The organism is Dehalobacter sp. TBBPA1 (assembly GCF_040931655.1).
In the GTDB taxonomy this organism is placed as follows: domain Bacteria; phylum Bacillota; class Desulfitobacteriia; order Desulfitobacteriales; family Syntrophobotulaceae; genus Dehalobacter; species Dehalobacter restrictus.
On sequence record NZ_CP162385.1, the window covers coordinates 2228820 to 2254417 of the forward strand.

Sequence of the window (25598 nt, forward strand, 5' to 3'; positions counted from 1 at the left end):
GCCGAAAGTATGACTGCTCAAGGTATCGAATTCGTCAAGGTCACAAAGCATTATATAGATTACTCCCAAGGGAAAACACCTGCGCTGAAAGATATCTCCTTGTCGATCAAGAAGGGCGAATATGTCGGTTTGCTTGGGATGAATGGTTCGGGAAAATCTACCCTGGCCAAACTATTAAATGGCCTGCTTAAACCGACGGATGGAAAGGTCTTTATCAATGGGCTTGATACGGCAAACATTGAACAACTGCCTGAAATCCGCAGACTCGTCGGTATGGTTTTCCAAAACCCCGATAATCAATTAATCAGTCCTGTCATTGAGGAAGAAATTGCTTTTGGCCCTGAAAATTTAGGGCTACCAATTTCAGAAATCAATCGCCGGATTAATTGGGCACTTCAGGTGTGCGGCCTCGAAGACAAAAGGCATCATGCACCGCATCTGCTTTCAGGCGGACAAAAACAAAAAGTGGCTCTGGCCTCGGCCTTGGCGATGCTGCCGGAATACCTCGTTCTTGATGAGCCAACTTCGATGCTGGATCCGACAGGAAGGAAGGAACTGCTCGAACAGCTGAAGGTCTTAAATAAACAGGAAAACATGACCATTCTGATCATCAGCCATAATCCTGAGGATTTGGTCCAGGCAGACAGGTTGATTGTTCTGGATCACGGATCAATCTTTTTACAGGGAACCCCAAGGGAAGTCTATGCCAGTGCAAAGTTGGCAGAACTGGGACTGGATACCCCAACGGTTTACCAATTGATCAACCAATTAGGATCAAACGGATATTCTGTTCCTGAAAATGTCAAATCTGTCCGGGAGTTGGTGGATTATCTATGCCTGCAGTTGTAGAAACGAATCATCTTTCTTATACATACTTACCCGGTTCAGTTTACGAACATCAAGCCCTCAAAGACATTAATATCTCTCTACCAAAAGGAGAGTTCCTTGGCATACTCGGACCTAATGGTTCTGGTAAATCGACACTCGCCCAGCATTTCAACGGATTAATCCGGCCTACCTCCGGTCATATGACTGTATGCGGGATTCCAACTTTGGACCCCAAATTAAGTAAAGATCTCTGGAAAAAAGCAGGGCTGGTTTTTCAATATCCCGAACAGCAGATTTTTCAAGTTACGGTCTTTGATGAAGTGGCCTATGGCCCGAGGAACTTAGGCCTGCCTGAAACAGAAGTCGCAGAAAGAGTCTATGATGCCCTGCGGCAGGTTGGTATAAACCAGGAAAATATCAACCAACTGTCCCCGGTCACACTGAGCGGCGGCATGCGAAGAAGGGTCGCCATTGCCGGGATGCTGGCCATTCAGCCGGAAATACTCATCCTTGATGAACCCATGGCAGGTTTGGACGCTGCCGGCCGGAAGCTGCTTTCGGATATACTCAAAAAACGTCACGAAAAAAAAGAAACGACGGTCATGATCTCTCATAACCTTAAAGAAATCATGGCCATCACGGATAAGATTGCTATTTTGGACAGTGGATCCATAATCTTTTTCGGAGACGTTAAAGACCTGCTGATGAAACCTGAAATTCTTGGTCGATATCAACTGGAATTGCCGGAGTACTTGCAAGTTATATATTGCCTGGCTGAGAAAGGGTTTGCTATCAAAACGGACATCAGCAGTATGCAAGAAGCCGGCGAAGAAATCCTAAGATTTCTTCAAGAAAATAAACATGGGGCGTAACGAAACTTTAGTTTAAGTTTCGTTACGCCCCATGTTTCTGTTATAAGCTTCGAAAACGGCAAAAAGTAAAATGAATCGATAGAATACTTCTTTAGGGGTAGTTGCGTTTTGTCCATTTTCCAAGCCTGAACATATCATATTCCAGCAAATGTTTGGAATATTTTTTGTTTCAGGAGGAATGAATGCAAAGCATGTTTTTTGAACGGGAAGACTGGAAATTATTCAGAAATATGGAAACCTTGCCCCAAAAAGCGGGAGTACCGAGAAGTAAATTGTCCAGGCTGGTTTGCAAGGAACTCACGGATAATGCGCTGGATCTGGGCGGCGATTGTGAAATCGGTTATGAGGGCGATTTTTTTTATGTTAAGGATCACGGCAGCGGCCTGGATCCGGAATTGTTTTCCATCAACAGACCGCTTCGGTCCTCCAAGTATTTAAGACTGCCCACCCGGGGGGCATTGGGTAACGGTCTGCGCGTGGTAGCCGGGGCGGTAGTGGCGTCGGGCGGCGAACTCTATGTTTCAACCCGAGGCAAAAATTATAAAATCCATTTTCAAAACGACGGTACAGCCTTCCCGGAAAGCTTAAGCGATTATCACGAAGCCGGGACAAAAATCAGATTTACTCTGGGCGGAATGCCTATCGATTCAAGCTGGGCCAGTCTGGCAATGGAATATGCCCAAGGTGAAACCTACCGGGGAAAGACCTCGCCCTATTGGTATACCAGTGAAAACTTTTTTGAATTATTTCAGTCCTATAGCGGATCAGTCCGGGAACTAATCACACAGTTCGACGGTTGTACCGGTGGGAAAGCCGGGAAGATAGCCGCAGAATATACCAAGACGTCAGCCGCAGCCTTGGAGTTCGACGAGACGGAAGCGCTTTTGGCTGAGCTCCGGGCAGCGGTAAAAAATGTCAGTCCCGAGAGGCTGGGGCGGATCGGCAAGCTGGATGGGTACAGTGGCTATTGTAAATCAGCCGGCACCTTAAAGGCCAGGACCGTTAAAGGGGAACACGACGCGGAAATAGCATTTGTCCTTGAAGTGTACGCGATACCCTCCGATACGCCCCATATAACGGTACTGCTCAATAAATCCCCTGTGACCGGCAATGTCAATATCGACCACTACAAAAATTTGCTCAGTATTTTCGGCTGCGGTTTAATCCTATGTATGAAAGCCAAACCTGCCGTTATTCTGATCAATATCATAACGCCCTATATCCCGATTGTGACAGATGGGAAAGAACCGGATCCCTCGATCATCAGCGACACCATCGCAGAAAGCATTCAAAAGGCGGTCAGCAGAGCCCAAAAATCCCTGCCGGGCGATGTGGTGGAACGAAAAAAATCCCAAAAAGAAGTCGTGGCGGCATGCCTGGAACAAGCCATTGCTAAAGCCAGCGGCAACGGTGAATACCGTTTCAGCCTGCGTCAGCTTTATTATGCCGTCCGGCCGTATGTGATCAAAGAAAGTGGCAAAGAACCGGATTACGCCTATTTCTGCACGGAATTGATCAGCAGTTATGAAGCACAGCACGGTGACATTCCGCTAATGTACCGGGATGAGCGGGGGACGCTGTACCATCCCCACTCAGGCCAAGATATTCCCATCGGCACGATCGCGGTGGAAAACTATCAGAAGCCCGTTTGGACGTTCAATAAAATCCTGTATATTGAAAAAGAAGGCTTCTTCAATGTGCTCAAAGAAAAGAAAATCCCGGAGAAATATGATATGGCTTTACTCACCAGCAAAGGTTATGCTAGTCGAGCGGTCAAGGATTTGCTGGATGCGCTCGGAGAGAATTCGGAGGAAGAGATTACTTTTTTCTGCATTCATGACGCGGACGCATATGGCACGACGATCTATGATACCCTGCAAAATGAAACCAAAGCCAGGCCCGGCAGAAAAGTGAAGATCATCAATCTGGGGCTGGATCCGGAAGAAGCCGTCAGCATGGGGCTGGAAATCGAAAAGGCAGGAAAAACAGGCCGCAAGAAGGGCGTGGCCAGCTATATTGATCCCGAGTGGGAGAGCTGGCTGCAGTACTACAGAGTGGAACTGAACGCCATGAGTACGCCACAGTTTCTTGCCTGGTTGGAGGGAAAAATCAGGCTTTACGATAAAGGCAAAGTGATACCGCCTGAAAGTACCATGCTGGAGAGCCTGGATCACAGCCTTCAGGATAAACTCGGCCAAAAGCTTGTAGCGGAAATATTGGAACAAAACCACTATGCTGATCAGGTTACTCAAGCGGTCCGGCAAGTTAAAGAGCGCTGCGGCGACAGCCAAACCCGGTTAGCTGAGACAGTGCAGGCGGAGCTTAAGAAGGAGCCGGTCAATCTATGGAAGGATGTCATTAAGGCCGTGTCTGAGGATATGATTAAAAATTGCCGTTTTTGAGATTTGACTACACTAGTGTAATTAATCTTAAAACAACCGAATTTTAAAACAGAGGCTGTGATGACCCTCAGGGAAAACCAGACTTGCACAGATCCACAAGTGGACGTTAGTGGCAGCAGCGTAAAGAAAACAGAAAACCTCAGCGTTAAAACATGCCAACGATTAGTATGCAGAAAGCAGCGAGGTTTTGGCATGTTAGCGAGGATTTCTGTTTTTAGCTGCGAAAACGAGGGAACGGTGGATCTGTGCAAGGCTGCATCACCTAAGAAAGGAAAGACAGTTCTGATTGACGTCTTTAGTTTGGGGCTAAGTTGTGATACAGCCCCATGCTGCAAGAAACCTAAAGACAATCTCTCGGGGGGCAAAAGGCTTAACGATATAATTGTCAACTCCCAGCTGGAAGCCAAGTGTTACCTGACATAGATTGCTTAAGAGAAGGAATGATAGATTTGAACTTTATAAAATCCCGGCATTTTGTAATAACACAATTATGACCACCACTCCGCAAAACAGAATAAAACAATCAAAAATTAGGCTTGTTCCTGACCGCTTTGCGCCGCTGAACTTTGGTTCAACTGCTTGATTGTTTTCGGCTGATCCAGCTTGTTTTTCCTTAATATGTTTTTCAACCATTTCACCCAACTCCTTCTACACTTTACTAAATAATCTAAAATACCGCCAACCGGACAGAAAAAATGGCACCAAAATCGGAAGATAAACACACAAGCAAACAACATAATAGGCAATAACAGCCATTGAGCAGACGTCCCTTCCCAGGCAAAAAGGGGCGCAAAAATCTCATAACTGCTGATACTTGGATTATTCATCAAAAAGGCAAATACCAGAGCACCCCAAGCCAATAACAAACGCAAACTCGAAAATCTCTTTACACTCTCCTTACAAGGTTTATAGTTCAATCGTCCAAATTTCCCCAGAACTGCCAACAGTTCGGACAATGCCCCATAAGGACATAGCCAAAAGCAATAGAGATTATGTCCCGTTATCAGAATCAGGAATAATACTCCGATCAACAAGATAATCCAGAAGGGAGGGTTAAACCAAGAAATATTACCCGCCAGAACAGATGAGAAGTCTCCTAATGAAAGCAGCGATTTTTGCCAAAAGCCAATCAGTAGAAACCCTGCCAGTAAAGTTAGGTATCTTAGTTTACTCCATTTTAATTTCTGAACAATGAATACTCCCAACAATAAGACTAAAACCAGATAGTCTTGTAAAGGCATATTGAAACCAACTGTCTTGGGTACTTCCATTTTTAATTGGGTAACGGCAATATTATGTGAAGCTTTGCTTACAGCCTGGGCAATTGCCCTGGAAGTATAGGTGGCGTTCGTGATTGCATCTAAATCCTGACCTAGCTCAAATGGACTATTGGCTTTTTTGTCTATAAACTGCTTCACAAAACCTTTGGCAATAACTCTATTAAAAAAAGAAGGCGTCTCTATTTGCCGAACGATTTTTACATTCTTAACCAGGCCGTCCTTGTCGACAAAAACAATGACATCTACTGGTCCGGCATAGCCGATAGCACTCTGCAGGTCGAAGTAGCCGATAACTTGGCCATTCTTAGTGACCGCATAGATATGACCGGAAATTAAGTTCATTCCAGTGCCTTTCCCAGCCATTTCCTTCATGTCCGGCAGATAGTTTTTACTAGTTTGGGTGTTATATAATGCTACAGAAGCAACCAGAACTAGGATCATAATTATGGATAAATATTTTGTCTTCATCCCATTTTCCCTTCTTAATGCAAATATTAGAATTTATCTATCTATGAATCTTCATCCATGAGTGTTTACATAGTCTTAAGATTGAGATAGAAAAATATTGTTTCAAATATTGCCGAGTAATAGAAATTCACATTTTTAAATATCCATCAAATTTGTATACCCAAGTAAGTTTCCGATCTTCTTCTCATAAAAATAGTTATGAAATTAGCACTTAGTCATAATTAACTTTTGATGACAACGCCATAAAATGCTGGTCAAAAAGATACGAAATCGGGTAGAACGCTGACTCTTATTGGATCAGCCTCCTACCCGATTAAGGCTAAGTTGTGATACAGCCTCTTAGAAGTAATTTATTTTATTGGCTTTTTCCAATAGTCATCGCATGAAAGCTGCTTACCATAGCCCATCCAATCATCAATTGTAGCTAAAGTTGTACCACCTACAATTGGAGCTATTTTGCTTCCTAAGCTATGCGTCCAGTAACCTTGCGGTTTATTGAAAGGACATGCTGCAACACAACGGATACAAGCATTTTCAGCGCACTCGCTCCAATAAACTCTGCACTTTTCACAATCAACATACCACTTCTTAATTCCATTCATGCTGGATATATTTGGACCTTCCGTGGTCATATCATCGTGTGAAATTGCCTGACTTGGGCATGCTACTGCACACCTTTTGCAGCTTTGACAAAAACTACGCACACCTAAGTTAATAGGTTTATCTACAGTAAGTGGTAAATCTGTTATTACTTTGGAGATTCGTACTCCGGGACCTATTGGCGTAACTAATAAGCCGTTTCTTCCGATTTCACCTAAACCTGCTTGAATTGCCAGGGGTACGCTAATTGTGGTATCATTTCCCATCGGAATTGCAGTGTAACCTAAGCCGCGAATAAACTCAGCCATACTGGCTGCACAATAAGCCATCATTGAATAGCCCACTCCTGTCCCGGCATGGCCAACTGCCGAAGGAGCTGTTTTAACCATTTCATAAGGCATCGGGTGAAGCATGACTATACAGTATTTTAGCCTGGAAGGAATTACTTTCGTTCCGTCTTCCAAAATTTCTGGCTTTTGGGCAGTATCGCTCCACTCTATGCCACCACTCTTTCGAGTGCCTCTATGGTAATATTCGCTATAAATCCATCGGGAATCAACCGTTGTGATTCCTGTCATTCCGGCACCATTGTCCTTAGCAAAAAGCTTTACCGCATGAGCTGCTTCTTCAGGAGATGCCTGCCAAGGTTGTTGGGGTGGTTTAGTAACTCCTAATGAATTCCAACTATATAAGCCTTCATCACCACTTCTCCAACCAAAGTATGTTCCTAAAGAATTGGCTACTGTCCAAGCAGCAGTGCCAGCAGCAATGTCGCGAATTGAATATCCGGGAGTACTTGTATTTACGGTAGGTTTCGGAGGAGGTATAAACTTTGCATCCCAGAACACCCGGCAAAACATGTCATTCTTCTGGTTAAATCTTTTAATATCCTTAGAAATTTGATATACATCATCAATGCTATTATAAGAAGCGGCATCTGCTATTTGATTCTCTCCAAAAGGTAATTGAGTCATTGCAGCTGTAGCAGCTAATAACCCAGCACCTTTAAAGAAAGTTCTGCGGCTAATCTCTGTATTACCGTTTTTCATAGATTCTCTAGAATCTTGCATTTTGAGTCCTCCTTAAGTTATTTTCCACTTAAAGGTACATTATTTTCTACCTTTGTTACGCCTGAAAATCTTTTTAATAGGGCAAAAAGAAAAATTTCTATAATACCAAATAATAAAACGGAAACTGCGGCAGCTTGCGGCATCCCTTCTATCAAGGAAGTAATAGCGAAATCAACCAGAAATACAGTCCAAACAATTAATATTACAGCCAATACACATATGGACCATTTCTGTTGACTCTTCTCTTTAATAAATAACCAATAAACCATAAGACTTGCCAATATACCAAGAAAAAATCCCAAAACTCCCATATGATTACACATCCTCCCATTTATTATTTAATTTAAGGTAATTCTAGTTCAAAACTAAATAACAAACCTCCCTTTGGTTCCAATTTAAAGCCTTTTCATAATGTTTAATGATTTTTAACGACTATGTATCATACAAAACCCACTCCCTTTTTTGATTTATTGAAATCTCTTAGATACCCCCCTGGACATGGTAATCCTGCTTCGTGATCAAAGGCTAACTCTTCTGAAGTAAAAATAGCATAAATTTAACTTATTATACTTTATTTACAATTATTAAACCTATAAAACACTTTACATTACCAGCGTTGCATAAAAACATTTAACACATGTCAAGCAAAAAGCAAGGAAAACAATTTATGCAAAACTAATGACTCTACATAAAAAATCTTTTGATCAAACCAATATAGCATGTTGCTTCCTACACTAAGCTTGTTAGGATACGTAATATGGCTGACGAACTCTGCTTAGCACAAAAAAATGCCGATAAAGTCTAGACTATTATCAGCATCATAAGCGTTATTTAGTTACTGTTATTTAGGAGTTGGGTTGTGTCTATGATTAGGTATCTAAAAATAAATTAATATATTCATCATCAATTAATTGATTGGAAACAAAAAGCTTTCCCTTGGAAAATTTAATTTTCCCTTCCGCTCTGTGCTGGTTAAAAATATTGCACACTGAAACCCTTGATAAGCCAATGAGTTGCCCAATTTCTGTATGTGACAAGTTAAGCGGCAACTCGTACCAATCCGTTGGTTCCTGATAATCCGTGTATTGAAGCAAAGTCATAAAGTAATATATGACCTTCTTTTCTGCAGGAAAAGAAGTAGATAAATTAATCGTTTGATACGCACTTTTGCATCTGGCAAATATATTTTTAAACATCTCGAGAGCTAAATTGGTATCCTCACTTATTCCCTTAATCAGATCGTCCCGGGAAACCAAGTACAGCTCACAGTCCCGAATCGCTTTGAAAGCCAGCGGAATAGGAACCTGTTCAAAAGCTGAGGCTAGGCCGAAAGGCCTTCTAGGCCCAAGTATCGAGGCAAATCTATAATCCCCTGTTGATTGATTGAAACAAAGAGCAACCCAACCTTTATCAATGTAGTATCCATGTTGTACAATTTCACCTACATGCAAGATGGTAGTTCCTTTTTTGAAGTATGCCACAAAACCCTTTTTTTGGACAAAATCGAGAAATCGGTCACTGACCGGTGGATTCTCCCACTCTAAATACATAGAAGAATGCAACATTTTCATTCCTCCTCGAAGCGTTTGAGAAATCCTTAATTCACTATATTGGCATCAATCAAGAAATCCATTCCTTTTTTTCTTAAATACTGAATCTGGACAACATGAATATCATTAAATATTTCATATAATTGCCCATTTTCCTGGTCTCTTCTCAGACGATCTTCCAGATATCCGTACTCTTCTGCTGTAAGTTCAATTTTTTCCGTCTCAATCACTGCATCTAAGATTTGATCCCGGATCATTCTCTTCGCAGCTTCTTCCTTACATTCCTTCAAAAATTCGTCGGCTTTTATCTTTCTGCCATTTAAATAATTGATCATTTCCATCCCATCGACATTTTTTAGTTCCTTGGTAAAACTCTTGTACAATTCCTCTGCTGCTTGATTAAGAGATTCTTCGTCAAATTCATATTTACTCCGCTCAATTATTGCTTGAAAGACAATATTCAGATTTCCTTCCCATTCTTGGGCCTTTTTTTCCTGAAAGATTTTCTCAGTCAATTTCTGCTTTAAATCCTGAAGCGTCTTCAGACTGGGATCAATTTCTTGAACAATGTCTTCAGTTAGTTCTGGTTTTTCATTTCTAAACACACGTATGATTTCAATAGTAAAAGTGAGTTTACGCCCATGTAACTCTTGAAATTGAAGAAAATCCGGTTGTATAGTTTGTTGGAAGGTTACTGTATCTCCTTTCTTCTTGCCTAGTATATTTTCGTTTAATCCTGCCATTAGTCCATCGTTACCAACCTTGATTTGGAAATCGTATTCTTTTATCACCGGAAAAGATCTATTCGTATCCAAACCTTCTATATTGAGTATGGCATAATCTCCAATTTCAATACTATCATTTTTTTCTACTTCGGTTTTTTTCAAAGAGCTTTTTAAATAGTTCATTGCCTCGTCTATTTCATGCTCTTTAACAGACGTATCAAAACACTTGAGGTTTAGTCCTTTATACTGTCCGAGCTCGAATTGCTTCATTTCTACATTCCTCCGTATTTATTCTCCGCTTATTAATTGCCCTACTCTGAAAGATCAGCGATCCCCCTGGAGTATTCCTACCGATTGAAGCATTACAAGGATATGGGCTGAAGCAAGAAAAAGAATCAAGATTGTGAAGAGCAGGTCTTTTGCCCTTCCTCTTTTTTGTTCTTCCAGTGGTCCCAAGTTTTGTTCCATGTCCTTACCCCCTTATTTCGACAGCGATTCAAGAGATTATATATAAAACCGACCGGACAGAAAAATTGACAATAAAAGCGATTGAAAAATAAACTCATAAATAAGAAAACAGGCAGCATCAGCCACATCACCCACGTAGCCCTTAACAGGAAAAAAGCACCAAAAGGCTGGTAATTGATTGTCCCATAGTTTCCTAAACAGGTTCCGAGTATAAGGGCAACCCACAGAATAGTCGGTGGAACTAACTTGAGTTTTTTTATTACTGTCTGCGATATTTTTAGTGGTTTGAAGCCAGCTATTTTGTTAAGAAACTCCTGCGTTGCTCCGAAAGGACATATCCAGGTGCAGTATAGGTTTTTCCCCAAAAAAATAATTACTCCCAGTGACCCGGACATCAAGACATACCATTTGAAGTTGGTTATCCGGGGAATTTGTAAATTGACCAAGGAGAACAACAAATTGGCCGTTACAAATTGGTTGATGAGAAATCCCAATACACCGATGCTAACCAGTAGAACCCAGATCCGTATACGGGCCAATTTTTTGACATAGACTCCTGCTAGCGCGATGAGGTACATTACAATCATCGCTAATTCCTTCCAGGTAAGTTGGAACACATCATATGGATTAGCCCATGCTGTGTAAAATATCTGCCTGGAAAGGTATAAGTTCCCGCCGTTAACAGCTTCGGCCACTGCATGCGAAGAAACGGTTGAACCGCTTATCCGATCAATATAGTTGCCCGTTTGCTTATCGGCTAGGTAGCCGGAATACCCGGAAGCCCCTCCCAGAAAAATCGGTTCCTTAACAGAAAGACCATTAAAGCTATTAAAGTAATCTTGCTTATACAGCCTTTCAAAAAAATCCGGAGTCTCGCCTTGCTTTGTAACCAGTACTTTTTCCACCATACCTTTTTCATCGATGATACTCATGGTTTCAACTTTTGACTGATACCCCATCGCCGAATCACAAACCGCATAGTAACATCCTCCCGCTGCTTCCACTTTGTAAGCGGGTTTCGTTCCAATGATTTTCTCAATCGACGTGACATTCGCAATGTTTTGTTGGATCAATGCCTTGTAGTCCACAGCCTGGCCTTCCCAAAAAACGCTATAAATAATTGCTGCAATGGCTGTTATGGATAAAAAAAACAAATAATAAAACTTTAGACCTCTCTTTTTTCCTTTCATTTTTTATCCCCTGCTGTCCTTTAGATTAATGAGTCAAGGAAGCAAGCCACTTAATACCCTTGAAGATATCAAGTGGCTTTCTTGTTTGTCGTAGATTATTTTAACCTCAATGGTCATTTGTGTTTATCTTTGATTGAGCGTACCTTTTCGTATGCTTCTAAGCTGAAATAGCATCTGCTTTTTCTTTTTTTGCCTTTTCCCCGCGGTTAGCCAACCTATAGGTAATAATAGCAGGAATAAGGGCAGTGCCTCCAAAGAACATAAATCCCATGGCTATCGCTTGGTATTCATGTTCCAGAAAGCTTTGATATCCCCAGGCGACAGAAAATAACAGGAAAAAATTTGCTAGAAATCCACAGAGTTGCAGGGGTATAGTAGCTTTTCCCTTGCCTTTTAAATACCACCAAATACCGTATTGAATAAGCACAAAGATGATACCCAAACTCATCCAAATTATCACATTAGAAATTATCATCATTTTTCTCTCCTTTCAAAGCCGCTGTTTTATCAATAGAAAACTTATCGAATAGGATCAGGATTATTCCAAAAGTCTCTTACCTTATTTTCAACATAGCCCGATGAAATTCTTTCCTCAGGATCTACCGGTCCGCCGTAGCCGAACCATTCATCAAACTTACGGGCTGCATTCTGTACCACCGGAATTTTTGTTGCAATTCTAGCGACATCGTGGTTCCATGTTTTGAGCTTATTCCATGAGCATACTGATATGCAGTTTGCGCAGGTAGAATAGTTATAACTCCAAAAAGAATTACACCGAATAGGATCAACATGCCATTTGTCAGTATATGGGTTATTGGATACCCCACAATCCTCTGGTTGCAGGACTTTGGCTTCTTTCTCATGGGAGATGGCCTGCCCGGGACAAGCATCTGCACACTTTTTACATAGGCGGCAAAATTCACGTACCCCGAATTTGACCGGCTTATCAGGAGTAATTTCCAGATCAGTATATACTTTAGCAATGCGTATCCTAGGACCATACTTCTGGGTAATCAGGAGTCCGTTTCTTCCTACCTCTCCCAGTCCGGCCTGAACAGCAATCGGAACTTCCAAGCCTGTATCGTTTCCTGACGGAACAGCGCCGTAACCGAGATTTCTCAGGAAGGCCGCAATTTTATAAGCCACTTCTGCCATGTTTGAGTAACCTAAGCCCGCGCTTGCATCGCCAATAGCTGAGGGACTGGCGAGGCATGCTTCATAATCCATCTCTACAGCAAATGCTATGATACTTTTCGGCTTAAAACCTGCATATTTTTCAAAGTCGGCTTCAAAAATATCATTTCCGTAAACTTCTGCCCCCTGACCCGCTATAAACTTTTGCTTATTATAAGGCAAATATGCGGTTCTACCAGTCGGAAGTGGAAATTCTTTATTTCTCGGTCTCGCCCATCGGGAATAGGTCCAACGTTCGTCATAGGGTGCAATTCCGACAAGAGCTGCTCCGAAGAATCTAGATGCTTTTTTTATAATTTTACTAGCTTCTTCTGGAGATTTGAATTTCCAGTTTTTACCTTTCTTTTGCAGGGCCAATGCAGCTGAGCTGTCCCAATTGCACAATCCCTGGACATATACTGGTCGTTTAGCAAGTTCATTGGTTACCGGGTCGATGGGATATCTTTGGATTATACCATTCGGGCCACTAGCTGTTGCTGTATACCCGTTATACTCCTTTTCTAGCAACCAGGCTGCACCAGCAAAAGCTTGATCTAATAGAGTCCAACCCGCTTCATTTACGGGGGAGTTAGGGCCGTAATACTTAGCATAAAAATTAATTGTTGTTTCAACAAGGGTTGCCGGACGTCCTTTGATTCCCAATCTTTCAGCGTTCAACAGGGGTAAATCTTTCCCTGTATCTTTCTTGCCAGTGATTTTGGAAACATCATCGATGACAAATTTAACAGGTTCCTTGTTCTCTTCAGGATCATAAGCCCTTAAAAACACCACCTTATCTGCCGGAAAACGCTTGTAATTTTCAGTCACCTTATAAGGGAATTCTGACATTTCCTGAACCGGAGCTACTACGTCTGCCGCCTCTGCCACTAAAGGACTAAATGTTTCCTTTGCCACCGCAGCTGAGGCAACCGCGGCTGCAGCGGCACCCAGTAACGAGGCTTTCAAAAAACCTCGTCTGTTGATGTTATTTCCCATGCAATTTTTCCTCCCTTTTAAAAAATATAATAATCGTTATGATTATACTTCTTCTAAAATGTTGTACCTATCAAATGCTTTACAATTTGCAAAATATACGCCTTCTGATCATAGCTACCCGAATTAAGAAAAGCCACTTATTAACACAAAAGTATTAAGTGCCTTTTTTGTCTACTTTAAATGAACACTCAATTCAACGTCCTGAAGGCTACCGAATATATTGTTAGAATCTAAGTGTTACGGTATAAAAATATTTGAAAAGGTAATTATAGTAAAAATATTAATTAGTACTTAGGGCGAAATGCAAGATATTTGAGGGGCGGTATGTTTAAAAAACTGTTGAAGAGCGCCTTGGGCTTTAGCGGCAAAAAAGGCTCTGGCAAGACAACTTCCCGACAACCTGTAGAAGAACTGCCCCTCTCTGCAAATTATGATGATAATTTACAGGCTTTACGGCAAGTTTTCGACCAGTGTTTTGATATTCTCTTCCGCGAATTTTTCATTAATTCCGATATGCCTCTACGGGCTTTTATTGTTTATGTAGCCGGATTAACTAATCATGAAATGGTAAATGATCACTTATTGAAGAGTATCATGCAGGAAACGGCTAATTTACCGTCATCTGTGCATCTGTCCAAGGCAAATGCACAACAAGTCATTCAGGAACGTTTAATCAATTTGGACGAAACCAGCACGACGACTGATTTAATTGAACTCGTCCAAAAAGTTTTAGAAGGCAATACCGTCCTGATTCTGGACGGATCGTCTACTGCGATTATTGCCGGTGTACGGGGTGTAGAGAGTAGAGCAATCGACGAGCCTGACAGTGAACCTGGAGTGAGGGGACCGAAAGACGGATTTGTGGAAGCGCTCAATACAAACATGAGTTTAATCCGGCGCCGGATAAAAACCAGCCGTCTCAAAGCGGAAACTTTCGAGATAGGATTGTTGACAAAAACCAAACTGGCAGTATGTTACATCAAAGGGATCGCCAATGATAAAGTTGTGCAAGAGGTGAAGCAGCGGATTGGCAGGATTAATATTGATAGTGTGCTTAGTAGCAACCAGATTGAAGAATTAATTATGGATGAGGCTTTCTCTTTATTCCCCCTTGTGCAGTACACCGAGCGGCCGGACAAAGCAGCGGCTTCCTTATTGGAAGGACGGATTGTTATCTTAGTGGATAATTCTCCAATGCCCCTGATTGTTCCGGTAACGTTTATTTCTCTGCTCCAGGCTGCCGAGGATTATTATAATAATGCGGTATTTGCCACTTCAGTCCGGCTTTTACGTTTCATTGCCTTGAACATTGCGTTATTGCTCCCGGCCTTGACTGTGGCAGCCTTCTCATTTCACCAGGAGTTGCTGCCAACAGCGTTAATAAATACTGTTGCAGGCGCCCGACAAGGTTTGCCTCTGCCAATCGTCTTAGAAATCCTGATGATTGAATTCGCCTTTGAACTTTTGCGTGAAGCCGGAGTACGCCTGCCCAAGACGATTGGTCAAGCTATCAGCACTGTCGGCGGTTTGGTCATTGGGCAGGCGGCAGTAAACGCTGGCCTGGTCTCACCAATCTCGGTCATTGTTGTGGCGACTACGGCCATCGCTTCATTCACAATTCCGAATTATGCCGCAGGTACTGCGCTGAGAATTTTGCGGTTTGTTTTGATCATTCTTGCAGGTTTTCTCGGCGGAGTGGGAATCATCTCCGGTCTGATGGTTATTCTATTTCATCTCTGCAGCTTACGTTCTTTCGGTATTCCCTACTTGTCACCAATTGCTCCCTTAAGCCCAGGTGACTTAAAGGACACCATGATACGTGCGCCCTGGTGGGCTATGCTCAGGCGGCCATGGATGTCCGTCAGCAATGAGCCGGTCAGGCAGGACCCTGATCAAGGTCCGCAAAAACCGGACAAGGGAGGGCAAACGTCATAAATACGGAAAAGCTTTCAAGTAGGCAGATTACTGTGCTGCTGTACATAATCATCATTATTTCAGCGCTCCTGTTAGTGCCCGGGTTGACGGCTGAAAAAGCCAAACAATCCGCCTGGATAGCGATCGGTTTAGCCTCACTTCCCAGTTTCCTTTGCCTATGGATCGTTTGGAAATTGGGTAAAAGGTTTCCAAAAAATACTTTGCCTGAATATACTGAGATCATCCTGGGTAAAGTCTTAGGCAAGGTTATAGGCGGAGCCTATATTCTATTTTTTCTTTTAGTTAACATTTTATCCGTATGTGAGTTTTCCAAATTTCTGACGGACAGCTTTATGCCACAAACCCCTGAAATGGTTTTTAATGCCATTTTTTTCCTCATTGGGGCTTATGCGGCATCTAAAGGAATTGAAGTCATTGCCCGTGCAGCTCAATTTGTCTTTCCTCTATTCATGATTTCTCTACTTATTCTATTTGTATCTATATTACCCGCGGTCAAATTAGGAAAATTACTGCCTTTTCTAGAGGGTGGGATTAACCCTGTGATTTGGGGATCTGTCCCCTCCATCGTCATGTATGGTGAGATTATTGTATTGGCTATCCTGCTTCCCATGGTCAACAAGCCTGAGGAAATAAAGCGTAAAGGAGCTTTCACCTTATTGACAGTAGCTATTTTTCTCTCAGCAGGTATGATGTTCATCTTGATGATATTTGGGTCAAACCTTTCTGGGGATTTGTTGTATCCTTTTTGGTATCTCAGCAAATATATTGAATTCAGCAATTATCTACAACGTATAGAGGGTATAATAATGCTCCTTTGGATGATCGGGTTTATCATTAAAATTGCAGTTTTCTATTATTTAACATGTTTTGCAACAGCCAAAACCTTGGGTCTGAAAAGCTATCTACCTGTTATTTACCCAATGGCGCTTATCTACATCCCAGCGGCAACTTTTCTGTTTAGTAATATGATAGAATTCCGTAAATTCCTTGAACTGTACTGGCCGTATTTAGGATTCATTTTCGAACTGGTGTTGCCTTTGTTTCTTTTGTTCGTAGCCGTAATCAGAAAAAAGCAAGGGGGATCTAGGCAATGAAAAAAAATTACCGTATTTTAGGCCTATTCATATTGATTATCTTACAGTCTGCTATAAGCACCGGCTGTTGGAGCAGTAAGGAAGTTGAAAGCCTTGCCGTTGTCACACTCATGGGAGTGGACTATACGAATGAAAATGGCAGCGACATGTGGACAATATCTGCAACAATCTTAAATCCACTCGGCCAGGATAAAGAAGGAGGGCAATCAAGCGGAAAAGGTAATCAAGAAACACTATTGGTAGGTACCGGAAGGACTATAAATGAGACTATTTCAGCATTTTCTGCCCATTCATCTCGTACACCGTTTTACGGTCATATTAGTGCTTATATCATTGGTGAGAAGGCTGCAATGGAAAAAATGTGCGAATTCACTGAGGCCGCCATACGGTATTGGGGAAACCGTCCAAGGCTATTAATACTTGTGACAAAGGGAAAAGCCCTTGAGGTATTGCAAGCGGGACCGGCAGTCGATAAGCTGCTCTCAAAAGAATTGAAGGAATTGGGCATGAACAAAGCGTCAGCCACTGGTTATTCCTACGGTGTAACTTTGACTGATTTTGCGGATTGGTTAAAAAGTCCTGACAGGGATCCGGTAGCGACTCTGGTCAATGTCGTTCCTCCGGAAGTTCCGGGATTGAGCCAGCAAAATCTGATGGAGGGATTAGCTGTTTTCCAAGGGGGTAGACTCATAGGTTGGTTGAATAAAGACGAAGCCATGGGATATTTATTAATAACACAAAATATAAATGGGCATATTCCGTTAACGTTTATGAAAGATGATAAACTATTCTCATATTACATTAGTACTGCAAAAAGTAAAGTTCTGTCGGTGGTAACCGGTGATAAAATATCTTACCATGTACAAATTAAAGTTATGGGTGGAATTGCTGAAAATTCAGGACTTAGACTAAATGTAGAAGATATTAAAGTGCTTGAAAATGTAATCGAAGACAGGCTGCGGGATCTGTCCATGCAGGCAGTTGATAAGGCCAAGAAATACGATTCAGATTTTCTTGGTTTTACAGAAAAACTCCATCGTACTAACCTCTCGGCATGGCAGACGCTAGGACCGGACTGGCGGAAAGCTTTTCGTACAGCGGAAGTAGAAATCGTGGTCGATGCTAAGATCGTCCAAACCGGGATGATGGGTGAATAAATTATATTGCAATATCAATTACAATTGATATTGTATCGTTAATTAAATCTCTACGCTTCCTTCGAATACCTTTTCCGGTTTTCCTGTCATATAGACCGTCTCATCCGTATATTTGACGACCAGATCGCCGCCTTTTAGCTTCACCAGAATATGCTGGTCTTTTTGGCAGAAACCGTTCAGAACTGCAGCAACGACAGCCGCGCAGGCGCTGGTACCGGCCGCAAGCGTTTCGCCGTTGCCACGTTCCCAGACCCTCATTTTGAGGGTATTTCGGTCAATCATCGTGACGAATTCCACATTGACTCTTTCCTGGAATAACGGAGAATATTCGAAGGCCGGTCCTTCTGTCTCCATATCGATGCTTTCCTGATTCGCAACAAAAATCGCACAATGCGGATTTCCCATAGAGACACAGGTGATGTTGTAATCACGGCCAGCGATCGTTACCGGCTGGTTCACAATGACTTCTCCGGGCAGTCTGACCGGAATCTTCTGAGGCGCCAGCTCCGCCGGGCCCATATCCACGCAGACTGAATCCACTTTCCCGTTTTGGATATAGAGTTTCAGCCTCTTAACCCCGCTCAGAGTTTCAATGGAAATCTGATCCTTTTCCACAATCCGGTTGTCGTACAGATATTTCCCGATGCATGTAAGTGCATTGCCGCTCATTTTACCTTCGCTGCCATCCAGATTGAACATCTGCATCCTAGCATCCGCTTTGTCGGACGGGCAGATCAGCACGATCCCGTCCCCGCCGATACCATAGTGCCTATCGGATAAATAAACACTCAGGGATTCCGGGCTGACGATTTGTTGATCGAAGCAGTTGAAATAGATATAATCGTTGCCGCAGGACTGCATTTTTGTAAAGGTAAGCTGCCGGCGTTCGCTGCGCATATGGTTGATGTCCACAAGCTCCGTGTTGTTCTGGGAATACCGGCTCTTCAGACTGTTGGCTAACGCATTGGCGGTATCCAGCGAGGTCAGGCACGGAATTGCTGTCTCAACTGCCTTGCGGCGGATTTTGACACTGTCCAGGCCTGGCAGCCTGCCTTTGGCGGAAGTCGAAATAATGTAATGGATCTTGCCGCTTTCCAGCAGCGTTTGGATATTGTCATGCTCTGATTCATGAATCTTCTTGACCGAAATTACCTGCAGGCCCGCTTGCTCCAGCACTTTGGCCGTTCCGCCGGTCGCATAGAGTTTAAAGCCCAGCTCGCTGTATTTCCTAGCGATATCAACCATCTCCGGCTTATCGCCGTTGCGAACCGTAATTAAAACGCCACCCTGCTTCACCATCTTATACCCGGCAGCCACAAGTCCCTTATAAAGCGCCTCGGCCAGCGATTTGCCGATACCCAGCACCTCGCCCGTCGACTTCATCTCCGGGCCCAGCTGCACATCGACGTCGATCAGTTTTTCAAACGAAAACACCGGAACCTTAACCGCGACATAAGGCGGGGTTTTATACAGCCCTGTACCGAAGCCCATATCGGTCAGTTTTTCGCCAAGCATGGCCCGGGTCGCGAGGTCAACCATCGGCACGCCGGTCACTTTGCTGATATACGGGATCGTCCTTGAGGAACGCGGGTTGACTTCAATCACGTAAATTTCTCCGGCATGCACAACATACTGAATATTGACCAGTCCCTGGGTATTTAAGGCCAGGGCCAATTTTCTGGAATAGTCAATGACCCGTTCCGTCAGTTCTCCGCTTAAGTTCCAGGCGGGATAGACTGCAATCGAATCACCGGAATGGATACCGGCCCGCTCAATATGCTCCATGATCCCGGGGATCAGAATCTCTTCACCATCACAGATCGCATCGACTTCGATTTCAATACCTGACAGGTACTTATCGATCAGTACAGGATTTTCGATGTTGTAAGTTAGGATAATGTCCATGTATTCACAGATATCCTGATCACTAAACGCAATAATCATATTCTGGCCGCCCAGCACATAGGAAGGGCGCATCAGAACCGGATAGTCGAGCTTATTTGCCGCCTGCAACGCTTCATTGGTGTTCATGACGGTATGTCCCTGAGGCCGTTTAATGGAGAGTCGTTCCAACAAAGCGTCAAACCGTTCCCTGTCCTCGGCTGCATCGATGCTGTCGGCCGGTGTGCCCAGAATCCTTATCCCCTGGGCTTCCAGGAACTTCGTCAGCTTAATGGCCGTCTGTCCGCCAAAAGCTACGACGACGCCATAGGGCTGCTCCGTCTGAATCACATTCAAAACGTCCTCATTGGTCAGTGGTTCAAAATACAGCCGGTCGGCCGTGTCAAAGTCGGTCGAGACGGTCTCCGGGTTATTATTGACGATCACGACCTCATAGCCTGCTTTTTTCAACGCCCACACACAATGTACGGAAGCATAGTCAAACTCGATCCCCTGACCGATTCGAATCGGGCCGGAGCCAAAGACAATAATTGTCTTCTTGCTGCTGTTCCTGGCTTTAATAAACTGCTGGGCCTCATTGGCTTCATCGTACGTCGAGTAAAAATACGGGGTCTCCGCCTCAAATTCAGCTGCGCAGGTATCGACCATTTTGTAAGAAGCCCAGCGTTTCTGATAGATCCCCTGCGCAATCCCCTGTTCAATCCTGCAGCCTGAAAGCCGTTCAATCACTTTATCAGGATACCCAAGTTTCTTGGCCTCTTCGTACAGCTCCTGCGTTAGAGGTCCGACGGCTAGCTCTTTCTCCAAAGCTTTAAGGTGAGCCAGTTTGTATAAGAACCAGAGGTCAATCTTGGTGATCTCATGAATCAATTCGCAAGAAATGTCCCTCTGCAACGCTTCAAATATCACAAAAAGCCGTTCATCGTTGCACACCGCAAGCAGCTGTTCAATCTCGGCATCCGTCAGTTTCTTGAGTTTGGGCAGGTTTAAGCTGTCCAGGGAAATCTCCGCTCCCCTGACCGCTTTCATAATGGCCTGCTCAAAGCTCACGCCGATCGCCATCACTTCACCGGTTGCTTTCATCTGCGTACCCAGTGTGCGTTTCGCGTAAACAAATTTATCAAACGGCCACTTGGGCAGTTTCACCACGACATAATCCAGCGCCGGTTCAAAACAGGCATAGGTCTTCCCTGTAACGGCGTTTTTAATCTCATCGAGTGTATAGCCGACCGCAATTTTTGCGGCAACCTTAGCAATCGGATACCCCGTCGCCTTGGAGGCCAGAGCTGAGGAACGGGATACCCTCGGGTTCACCTCAATGACGGCATAGTCAAAGCTGTCCGGATGCAGCGCGAACTGGCAGTTGCAGCCGCCTTCCACTTCCAGGGCTGTAATAATATTCAGCGCAGCCGAACGCAGCATTTGGTATTCTTTATCCGAAAGCGTAACGGCCGGCGCGATAACGATGCTATCCCCGGTATGCACCCCGACCGGATCGAAATTCTCCATACTGCAGACGGTAATAACATTCCCCACCCGGTCCCGCATCACTTCAAACTCAATCTCTTTCCACCCGGAAATACATTTTTCAATTAGGACCTGGGTAATCGGTGAAAGCCTCAGACCGTTGGCCGCAATTTCCTGCAGCTCAATTTCATTATAGGCAATCCCCCCGCCTGTTCCACCCAGCGTAAAGGCTGGACGGACGATGACCGGATAGGAGATCTCCTCCGCAAAGGCGAGGGCAGCAGGGACATCCGTCACGACCAGAGAAGGGATGACAGGCTCGCTGATCGCTGCCATGGTATCCTTAAACATCTGCCGGTCTTCAGCTTTATCGATGGTTACCGGATTTGCGCCCAACAGCTTGACACCTTGCTTTTCTAGAAATCCTTCTTTGGCAAGCTGCATGGAAAGTGTCAGACCGGTCTGACCTCCTAACGTAGATAAAATGCTGTCCGGTCTTTCCTTGATGATGATTCTTTTGATGGTCTCCAGCGTTAACGGCTCGATGTAAATTTGATCGGCCATTGCGTTATCCGTCATGATCGTAGCTGGATTGGAGTTGATCAGAACGACTTCCAGCCCCTCTTCTTTCAAGGCCCTGCACGCCTGGGTCCCCGCGTAATCAAATTCAGCAGCCTGCCCGATGACGATCGGACCTGAGCCAATGACCAGTACTTTTTTTATTGTTTTATTTAACGGCATGTTGAGCAGTCCTTCCTCATCAAATCAATAAATTGATCAAATAAATAGCTGGTATCCAAGGGTCCTGCCGAAGCTTCCGGATGAAACTGTGCCGAGAAAGCTGGCATATTCAGATATTCAATTCCTTCGCAAGTCCCGTCATTGGCATTCTCAAAACGCATGCGGGCATGAGCAGGAAGGCTGTTGGCAACAACCGCATAGCCATGGTTCTGGCTTGTAATGTAGACCCTGCCGGTTTTCAAATCCTTCACCGGCTGGTTGGCGCCCCGGTGCCCGTATTTCAGCTTGGACGTTTCGGCACCCTGCGCCAGCGCCAGCAGCTGATGTCCGAGACATATCCCGAAGATCGGCAGACCGGAGGCAGAAAGCTTCTTCAGTTCTGCGATAATTCCCTTATTGTCGGCCGGATCTCCCGGTCCGTTGGAAAGCATGATCCCGTCCGGGTGCAAAGCCAGGATACTTTCGGTGGATGTCTCAGCAGGCACCGTGATAACCTCACAGCCGCGTTTAATGAGCTCACGCCGGATATTTTCCTTCGCTCCGAAATCCCACAGGACCACCCGGTATTTGCCGGTTACTTCTTTGGCGGTCGCTACATCTCTAGATGTGGCAACGTCAACGGGCTTACCTATGTCTCTGGTTGGGACTATTTCAATGGATGAGATACTCTTCCGTGTTACATCGGTGTTCTCGGTCGGTATTGTTTCCCTGCAGGAAACTGTCTGGACCGCGTCCGTAATTTTATAAGCATTGATTTCAGCCAGATCTTTCTCAAGATTGTCCAGGGTTGCGGTGATTTTGGCGTTCATTACGCCGACCTCGCGGATGATCTTGGTGAGTTCCCGGGTGTCAACCCCATAAACCCCGACAATATTCTGTGCTCTTAAAAAAGCGTCAAGCTCACCCTCACAGCGAAAGTTGGAGGGAACTTGACACCACTCCCGGACAACATAGGCTTTCAATTTCGGGGAATCACTTTCAAAATCGTTCGGAATAATCCCATAATTTCCGATCAAAGGGAACGTCTGAACCACAATCTGCCCGTAATAGCTCGAGTCAGTCAGGGTTTCTAGATATCCGGTCATTGCAGTAGTAAAGACAATCTCACCGACTGCCTCTCCTGCTGCCCCGAAAGGCTTCCCTTTAAAAACCTGGCCATTGGCCAGGATAATATACACATTCTGCTGCACGCGGATCCCTCCGTTGTTCTTATTTCGATCGGCTGATCATCAGCCTGTTTGCCGTCGCTAAGTAAAATGATCTGAAGAGCAAAATCAATGGAATAGAGTTCTCCAAATAGCATTATATCACGGGAATCGCTGAAGATAAAATTTCTAAACGCCGCACTTTCATGAATACTGTATTCTCTTGGTGCCGGAATCGAATATCAAGCTTTTTATAGCAACATAAATTGAGAACATTTTTGTAACCTCTTGTCCACAGAACAACATATGATGTTATTGGAAAAAATTGGAGGTAGAATAAATATGACACCACCTTTTATCACCTATTCGACATTTCACAGGCTGGGGTTAAATGCTAGAAATTTAAACTCCCTATTCAATACCACAGATGATTTTGAACTCCATATCATTGATAGCAATTCGCAGGACGGAACATGGGATTATATTCAAAGTCTTAATGACAGCCGCATCAAATCTAAAACAAGGCTACCCGTAAATTATGGTCCCATTTACGCGCTTAATTACAATCTGGCCCGCAGAAAACCAGACCAGTATTTTATTGTCCTCGAAAGTGATGTGTATTTTTATGTCCCGGATTGGATAAGCCGGTTTATGAAAATATTTAAAACTTTCCCGGAGGTAGGGCTGCTGGGGTTGTCCAAGGCCCACCCGTATCCAGCCTATTATCCGGAGGTTTCCCTTCAAGAGAGAAGCGGTGTAAGCTACCTGCAGTTAATGCATACTGAGGTCGGTAATGTCCTTGATTTTGTACCCGGGCAATGCCAGATCCTAAGACCTGAGCTTATTAACCTTATCGGCTATTGGTCCGAGGAAAACGGCTACGGGGATGCCGAACTGTCGCTCAGAATTAATAAATATACGCCGTTTAAAGCAGGATATGCAATCGACATCCCGATTGATATGCTCCAGACTGTACCTTGTGCGACCTGTGAGGGCAGCCGATGGTGCATCTGCAATAGAATAAATCTTACCTGCTTTGACCTTAGAAACACCAAGCATAAGAATGAATCTTTTGTCTTGACCCACGGATGGAAATACCTTGAATGCTTCAAGGAACTTCGTGAAGGTAAGCGAACAGTATACTGCGCATCAATTCATGATCCGGAATCCTACAAGAATCACCTTTACCATATGGATTGGGCCCTGGAGAATTTCAACTTCTATGTAAGTAATGCCAACTAGGTAGATTGATTCGTAAATCCGGCGCTTCACACTCCATGCTCCGCTCAATGCTGGCTATCCATTACAGAGACTTGGTCTGGAGCTAATGAAATCAACGTTACTCTAGAGAGATAGAAATTAAAAAAGCATTGCTAAGAATAATGTTAAGAAGAATGAAAGGACAAAAATTAATGAATACAATCAATCAAAAAAAAATAGCAATTCTCGATGACTATTTTCCTAATCTGACGACGGGTTTTAGGATATCTGAATTTAATTACTATTTGGAGAAGTATCCGAACTGTGAAGTGTACGCGACCAGATATGACATGCATCATCATGAATATGCTGCTGTATATCCGCAGTATAAGGATAAAGTAAAGCCGTTTACCCAGTTTGACTGGACCGGCCAGTCTTACGCGCTGTATTATATGGTATTTTTAAGTAACGCCGCTGCTTTTCATTTTGTCTATGAAATGTTTAACACGCCGTTTATATTTGAACTCTATCCCGGAGGGGGATTTTGGATCAATGATGACGAAATTGATGCCAGGCTGATCAAAGTCCTGCAATCCCCTCTTTTGAGAAAAGTCATTGTTACGCAGAAGAGGACGTACGACTATATTACCAGCCGCGGTTTTGTTACGCCGGACAAGATTGCCTATATTTATGGGATGGTGACGTATCCGGAGTATTTCCACTCGACCGTACCCAAGCGATTCTACGGAAAAGATAAAAATACGCTCGACATCTGCTTTGTGGCTCACAAATATATGCCAACAGGAATGGATAAGGGGTATCCCATATTTATCGAGATGTGCAAAAAGCTCGCTTCAATAACAGAGGATATCAGGTTCCATGTCGTCGGCAATTTTGACCGGGATGAAATTGATGTCAATGAGCTGGGCAGCCGAATTGTATTTTATGGTCTTAGAGATAAAAGCTTTTTCCCGCAATTCTTTTCCGGAATGGACATGATCGTTTCACCGAATCTTCCGTTTGTTCTGATACCGGGTAAGAACTTTGACGGCTTCCCTACAGGCTGCTGCATCGATGCTGCTTTGCACAACGTTGCTGTTTTCTGTACCGACGAACTGAATATGAACGACCATTTTGAACACAAAAAGGACCTTTTTATTATCCACGCTGATGCCGGCAAGATTGCTGAAAGTATCATGGAATATTACCAAAGCCCCGAAAAGTTATACAGTATGTCGGCGTGCGGACAGGCAAAATTCAGAGAGATCTTTGACTTTGAAAAACAAATGAGAGACAGAGTATCAGTCATTGAACAATATGTGTAATCAAATAATC

Annotated in this window: 19 protein-coding genes; 9 read left to right on the forward strand and 10 right to left on the reverse strand. The window is 43.7% G+C overall.

Features of this window, described 5'->3' with window-relative positions; all coding sequences use genetic code 11:
• The first annotated feature begins 9 nt into the window (after positions 1–9).
• The 4 genes from AB3489_RS10945 to AB3489_RS10960 all read left to right on the forward strand — a co-directional run bounded on the left by AB3489_RS10945 (position 10) and on the right by AB3489_RS10960 (position 4525).
• Positions 10–849, forward strand: coding sequence for an energy-coupling factor transporter ATPase (locus AB3489_RS10945; protein WP_368292901.1), 840 nt, complete (start codon positions 10–12; stop codon positions 847–849).
• Positions 834–1700 carry an ATP-binding cassette domain-containing protein gene (locus tag AB3489_RS10950; RefSeq protein WP_368292902.1) on the forward strand — a complete coding sequence of 289 codons (867 nt, stop codon included), beginning with the start codon at positions 834–836 and terminating at the stop codon, positions 1698–1700. Before AB3489_RS10945 ends, AB3489_RS10950 begins: the two co-directional genes overlap by 16 nt.
• Before the next feature lie 182 nt (positions 1701–1882).
• A complete protein-coding gene (locus tag AB3489_RS10955; RefSeq protein WP_368292903.1) occupies positions 1883–4102 on the forward strand; it encodes a hypothetical protein in 2220 nt (739 codons plus the stop codon).
• Between the two features lie 192 nt (positions 4103–4294).
• Positions 4295–4525 (forward strand): hypothetical protein, encoded by a 231-nt coding sequence (locus tag AB3489_RS10960; protein WP_368292904.1) that lies wholly within the window; start codon positions 4295–4297, stop codon positions 4523–4525.
• Positions 4526–4632: 107 nt separating this feature from the next.
• On the opposite strand, the gene AB3489_RS10965 is transcribed toward AB3489_RS10960, so the two are convergent.
• The 8 genes from AB3489_RS10965 to AB3489_RS11000 form a co-directional block, all read right to left on the reverse strand.
• Positions 4633–5850 (reverse strand): FMN-binding protein, encoded by a 1218-nt coding sequence (locus tag AB3489_RS10965; RefSeq protein WP_368292905.1) that lies wholly within the window; start codon positions 5848–5850, stop codon positions 4633–4635.
• Positions 5851–6200: 350 nt separating this feature from the next.
• Positions 6201–7520, reverse strand: coding sequence for a reductive dehalogenase (locus tag AB3489_RS10970; protein WP_368292907.1), 1320 nt, complete (start codon positions 7518–7520; stop codon positions 6201–6203).
• A 17-nt stretch (positions 7521–7537) separates the two neighbouring features.
• Positions 7538–7831: a hypothetical protein gene (locus AB3489_RS10975; protein WP_368292908.1), complete on the reverse strand. Its 294-nt coding sequence runs from the start codon at positions 7829–7831 to the stop codon at positions 7538–7540.
• A gap of 558 nt (positions 7832–8389) precedes the next feature.
• Complete coding sequence (locus AB3489_RS10980) at positions 8390–9085, reverse strand: Crp/Fnr family transcriptional regulator (RefSeq protein WP_368292910.1); 696 nt, start codon at positions 9083–9085, stop codon at positions 8390–8392.
• 32 nt (positions 9086–9117) lie between these two features.
• Positions 9118–10065 carry a trigger factor gene (locus AB3489_RS10985; protein ID WP_368292911.1) on the reverse strand — a complete coding sequence of 316 codons (948 nt, stop codon included), beginning with the start codon at positions 10063–10065 and terminating at the stop codon, positions 9118–9120.
• Between the two features lie 125 nt (positions 10066–10190).
• On the reverse strand, positions 10191–11453 hold the full coding sequence (locus tag AB3489_RS10990; protein ID WP_368292912.1) for a 4Fe-4S binding protein: 1263 nt from the start codon (positions 11451–11453) through the stop codon (positions 10191–10193).
• 157 nt (positions 11454–11610) lie between these two features.
• Complete coding sequence (locus AB3489_RS10995) at positions 11611–11928, reverse strand: tetrachloroethene dehalogenase (protein WP_368294626.1); 318 nt, start codon at positions 11926–11928, stop codon at positions 11611–11613.
• A 44-nt stretch (positions 11929–11972) separates the two neighbouring features.
• Positions 11973–13622: a reductive dehalogenase gene (locus tag AB3489_RS11000; protein ID WP_368292913.1), complete on the reverse strand. Its 1650-nt coding sequence runs from the start codon at positions 13620–13622 to the stop codon at positions 11973–11975.
• 324 nt (positions 13623–13946) lie between these two features.
• Here AB3489_RS11000 and AB3489_RS11005 point away from each other — a divergent pair, with 324 nt between their 5' ends.
• From AB3489_RS11005 to AB3489_RS11015, 3 genes are read left to right on the forward strand one after another with little or no spacing between them, the layout of a single operon-like run.
• Positions 13947–15557, forward strand: a complete 1611-nt coding sequence (locus AB3489_RS11005; protein WP_368292914.1) for a spore germination protein — start codon at positions 13947–13949, stop codon at positions 15555–15557.
• Positions 15554–16651: an endospore germination permease gene (locus AB3489_RS11010; protein WP_368294627.1), complete on the forward strand. Its 1098-nt coding sequence runs from the start codon at positions 15554–15556 to the stop codon at positions 16649–16651. The genes AB3489_RS11005 and AB3489_RS11010 overlap by 4 nt, the downstream gene beginning before the upstream one ends.
• Positions 16648–17808 carry a Ger(x)C family spore germination protein gene (locus AB3489_RS11015; protein WP_368292915.1) on the forward strand — a complete coding sequence of 387 codons (1161 nt, stop codon included), beginning with the start codon at positions 16648–16650 and terminating at the stop codon, positions 17806–17808. Before AB3489_RS11010 ends, AB3489_RS11015 begins: the two co-directional genes overlap by 4 nt.
• A gap of 42 nt (positions 17809–17850) precedes the next feature.
• Here AB3489_RS11015 and carB read toward each other — a convergent pair whose 3' ends face one another.
• Together carB and AB3489_RS11025 are read right to left on the reverse strand one after the other, a co-directional pair.
• A complete protein-coding gene (gene carB, locus AB3489_RS11020; protein ID WP_368292916.1) occupies positions 17851–21918 on the reverse strand; it encodes a carbamoyl-phosphate synthase large subunit in 4068 nt (1355 codons plus the stop codon).
• Positions 21909–23108 carry a carbamoyl phosphate synthase small subunit gene (locus AB3489_RS11025; protein ID WP_368292917.1) on the reverse strand — a complete coding sequence of 400 codons (1200 nt, stop codon included), beginning with the start codon at positions 23106–23108 and terminating at the stop codon, positions 21909–21911. The genes carB and AB3489_RS11025 overlap by 10 nt, the downstream gene beginning before the upstream one ends.
• A 297-nt stretch (positions 23109–23405) precedes the next feature.
• On the opposite strand from AB3489_RS11025, the gene AB3489_RS11030 reads away from it, so the two are divergent.
• Positions 23406–24305 carry a glycosyltransferase family A protein gene (locus AB3489_RS11030; protein WP_025205317.1) on the forward strand — a complete coding sequence of 300 codons (900 nt, stop codon included), beginning with the start codon at positions 23406–23408 and terminating at the stop codon, positions 24303–24305.
• Positions 24306–24475: 170 nt separating this feature from the next.
• Positions 24476–25588: an LPS biosynthesis protein RfbU gene (locus tag AB3489_RS11035; RefSeq protein WP_368292918.1), complete on the forward strand. Its 1113-nt coding sequence runs from the start codon at positions 24476–24478 to the stop codon at positions 25586–25588.
• The last annotated feature ends 10 nt before the right edge of the window (positions 25589–25598 follow it).

Coding starts and splice junctions, on each gene's coding strand:
- AB3489_RS10945 (WP_368292901.1), top strand. CDS start 10: ATGACTGCTCAAGGTATCGAATTCGTCAAGGTCACAAAGCATTATATA.
- AB3489_RS10950 (WP_368292902.1), top strand. CDS start 834: ATGCCTGCAGTTGTAGAAACGAATCATCTTTCTTATACATACTTACCC.
- AB3489_RS10955 (WP_368292903.1), top strand. CDS start 1,883: ATGCAAAGCATGTTTTTTGAACGGGAAGACTGGAAATTATTCAGAAAT.
- AB3489_RS10960 (WP_368292904.1), top strand. CDS start 4,295: ATGTTAGCGAGGATTTCTGTTTTTAGCTGCGAAAACGAGGGAACGGTG.
- AB3489_RS10965 (WP_368292905.1), bottom strand. CDS start 5,850: ATGAAGACAAAATATTTATCCATAATTATGATCCTAGTTCTGGTTGCT.
- AB3489_RS10970 (WP_368292907.1), bottom strand. CDS start 7,520: ATGCAAGATTCTAGAGAATCTATGAAAAACGGTAATACAGAGATTAGC.
- AB3489_RS10975 (WP_368292908.1), bottom strand. CDS start 7,831: ATGGGAGTTTTGGGATTTTTTCTTGGTATATTGGCAAGTCTTATGGTT.
- AB3489_RS10980 (WP_368292910.1), bottom strand. CDS start 9,085: ATGTTGCATTCTTCTATGTATTTAGAGTGGGAGAATCCACCGGTCAGT.
- AB3489_RS10985 (WP_368292911.1), bottom strand. CDS start 10,065: ATGAAGCAATTCGAGCTCGGACAGTATAAAGGACTAAACCTCAAGTGT.
- AB3489_RS10990 (WP_368292912.1), bottom strand. CDS start 11,453: ATGAAAGGAAAAAAGAGAGGTCTAAAGTTTTATTATTTGTTTTTTTTA.
- AB3489_RS10995 (WP_368294626.1), bottom strand. CDS start 11,928: ATGATAATTTCTAATGTGATAATTTGGATGAGTTTGGGTATCATCTTT.
- AB3489_RS11000 (WP_368292913.1), bottom strand. CDS start 13,622: ATGGGAAATAACATCAACAGACGAGGTTTTTTGAAAGCCTCGTTACTG.
- AB3489_RS11005 (WP_368292914.1), top strand. CDS start 13,947: ATGTTTAAAAAACTGTTGAAGAGCGCCTTGGGCTTTAGCGGCAAAAAA.
- AB3489_RS11015 (WP_368292915.1), top strand. CDS start 16,648: ATGAAAAAAAATTACCGTATTTTAGGCCTATTCATATTGATTATCTTA.
- carB (WP_368292916.1), bottom strand. CDS start 21,918: ATGCCGTTAAATAAAACAATAAAAAAAGTACTGGTCATTGGCTCAGGT.
- AB3489_RS11030 (WP_025205317.1), top strand. CDS start 23,406: ATGACACCACCTTTTATCACCTATTCGACATTTCACAGGCTGGGGTTA.
- AB3489_RS11035 (WP_368292918.1), top strand. CDS start 24,476: ATGAATACAATCAATCAAAAAAAAATAGCAATTCTCGATGACTATTTT.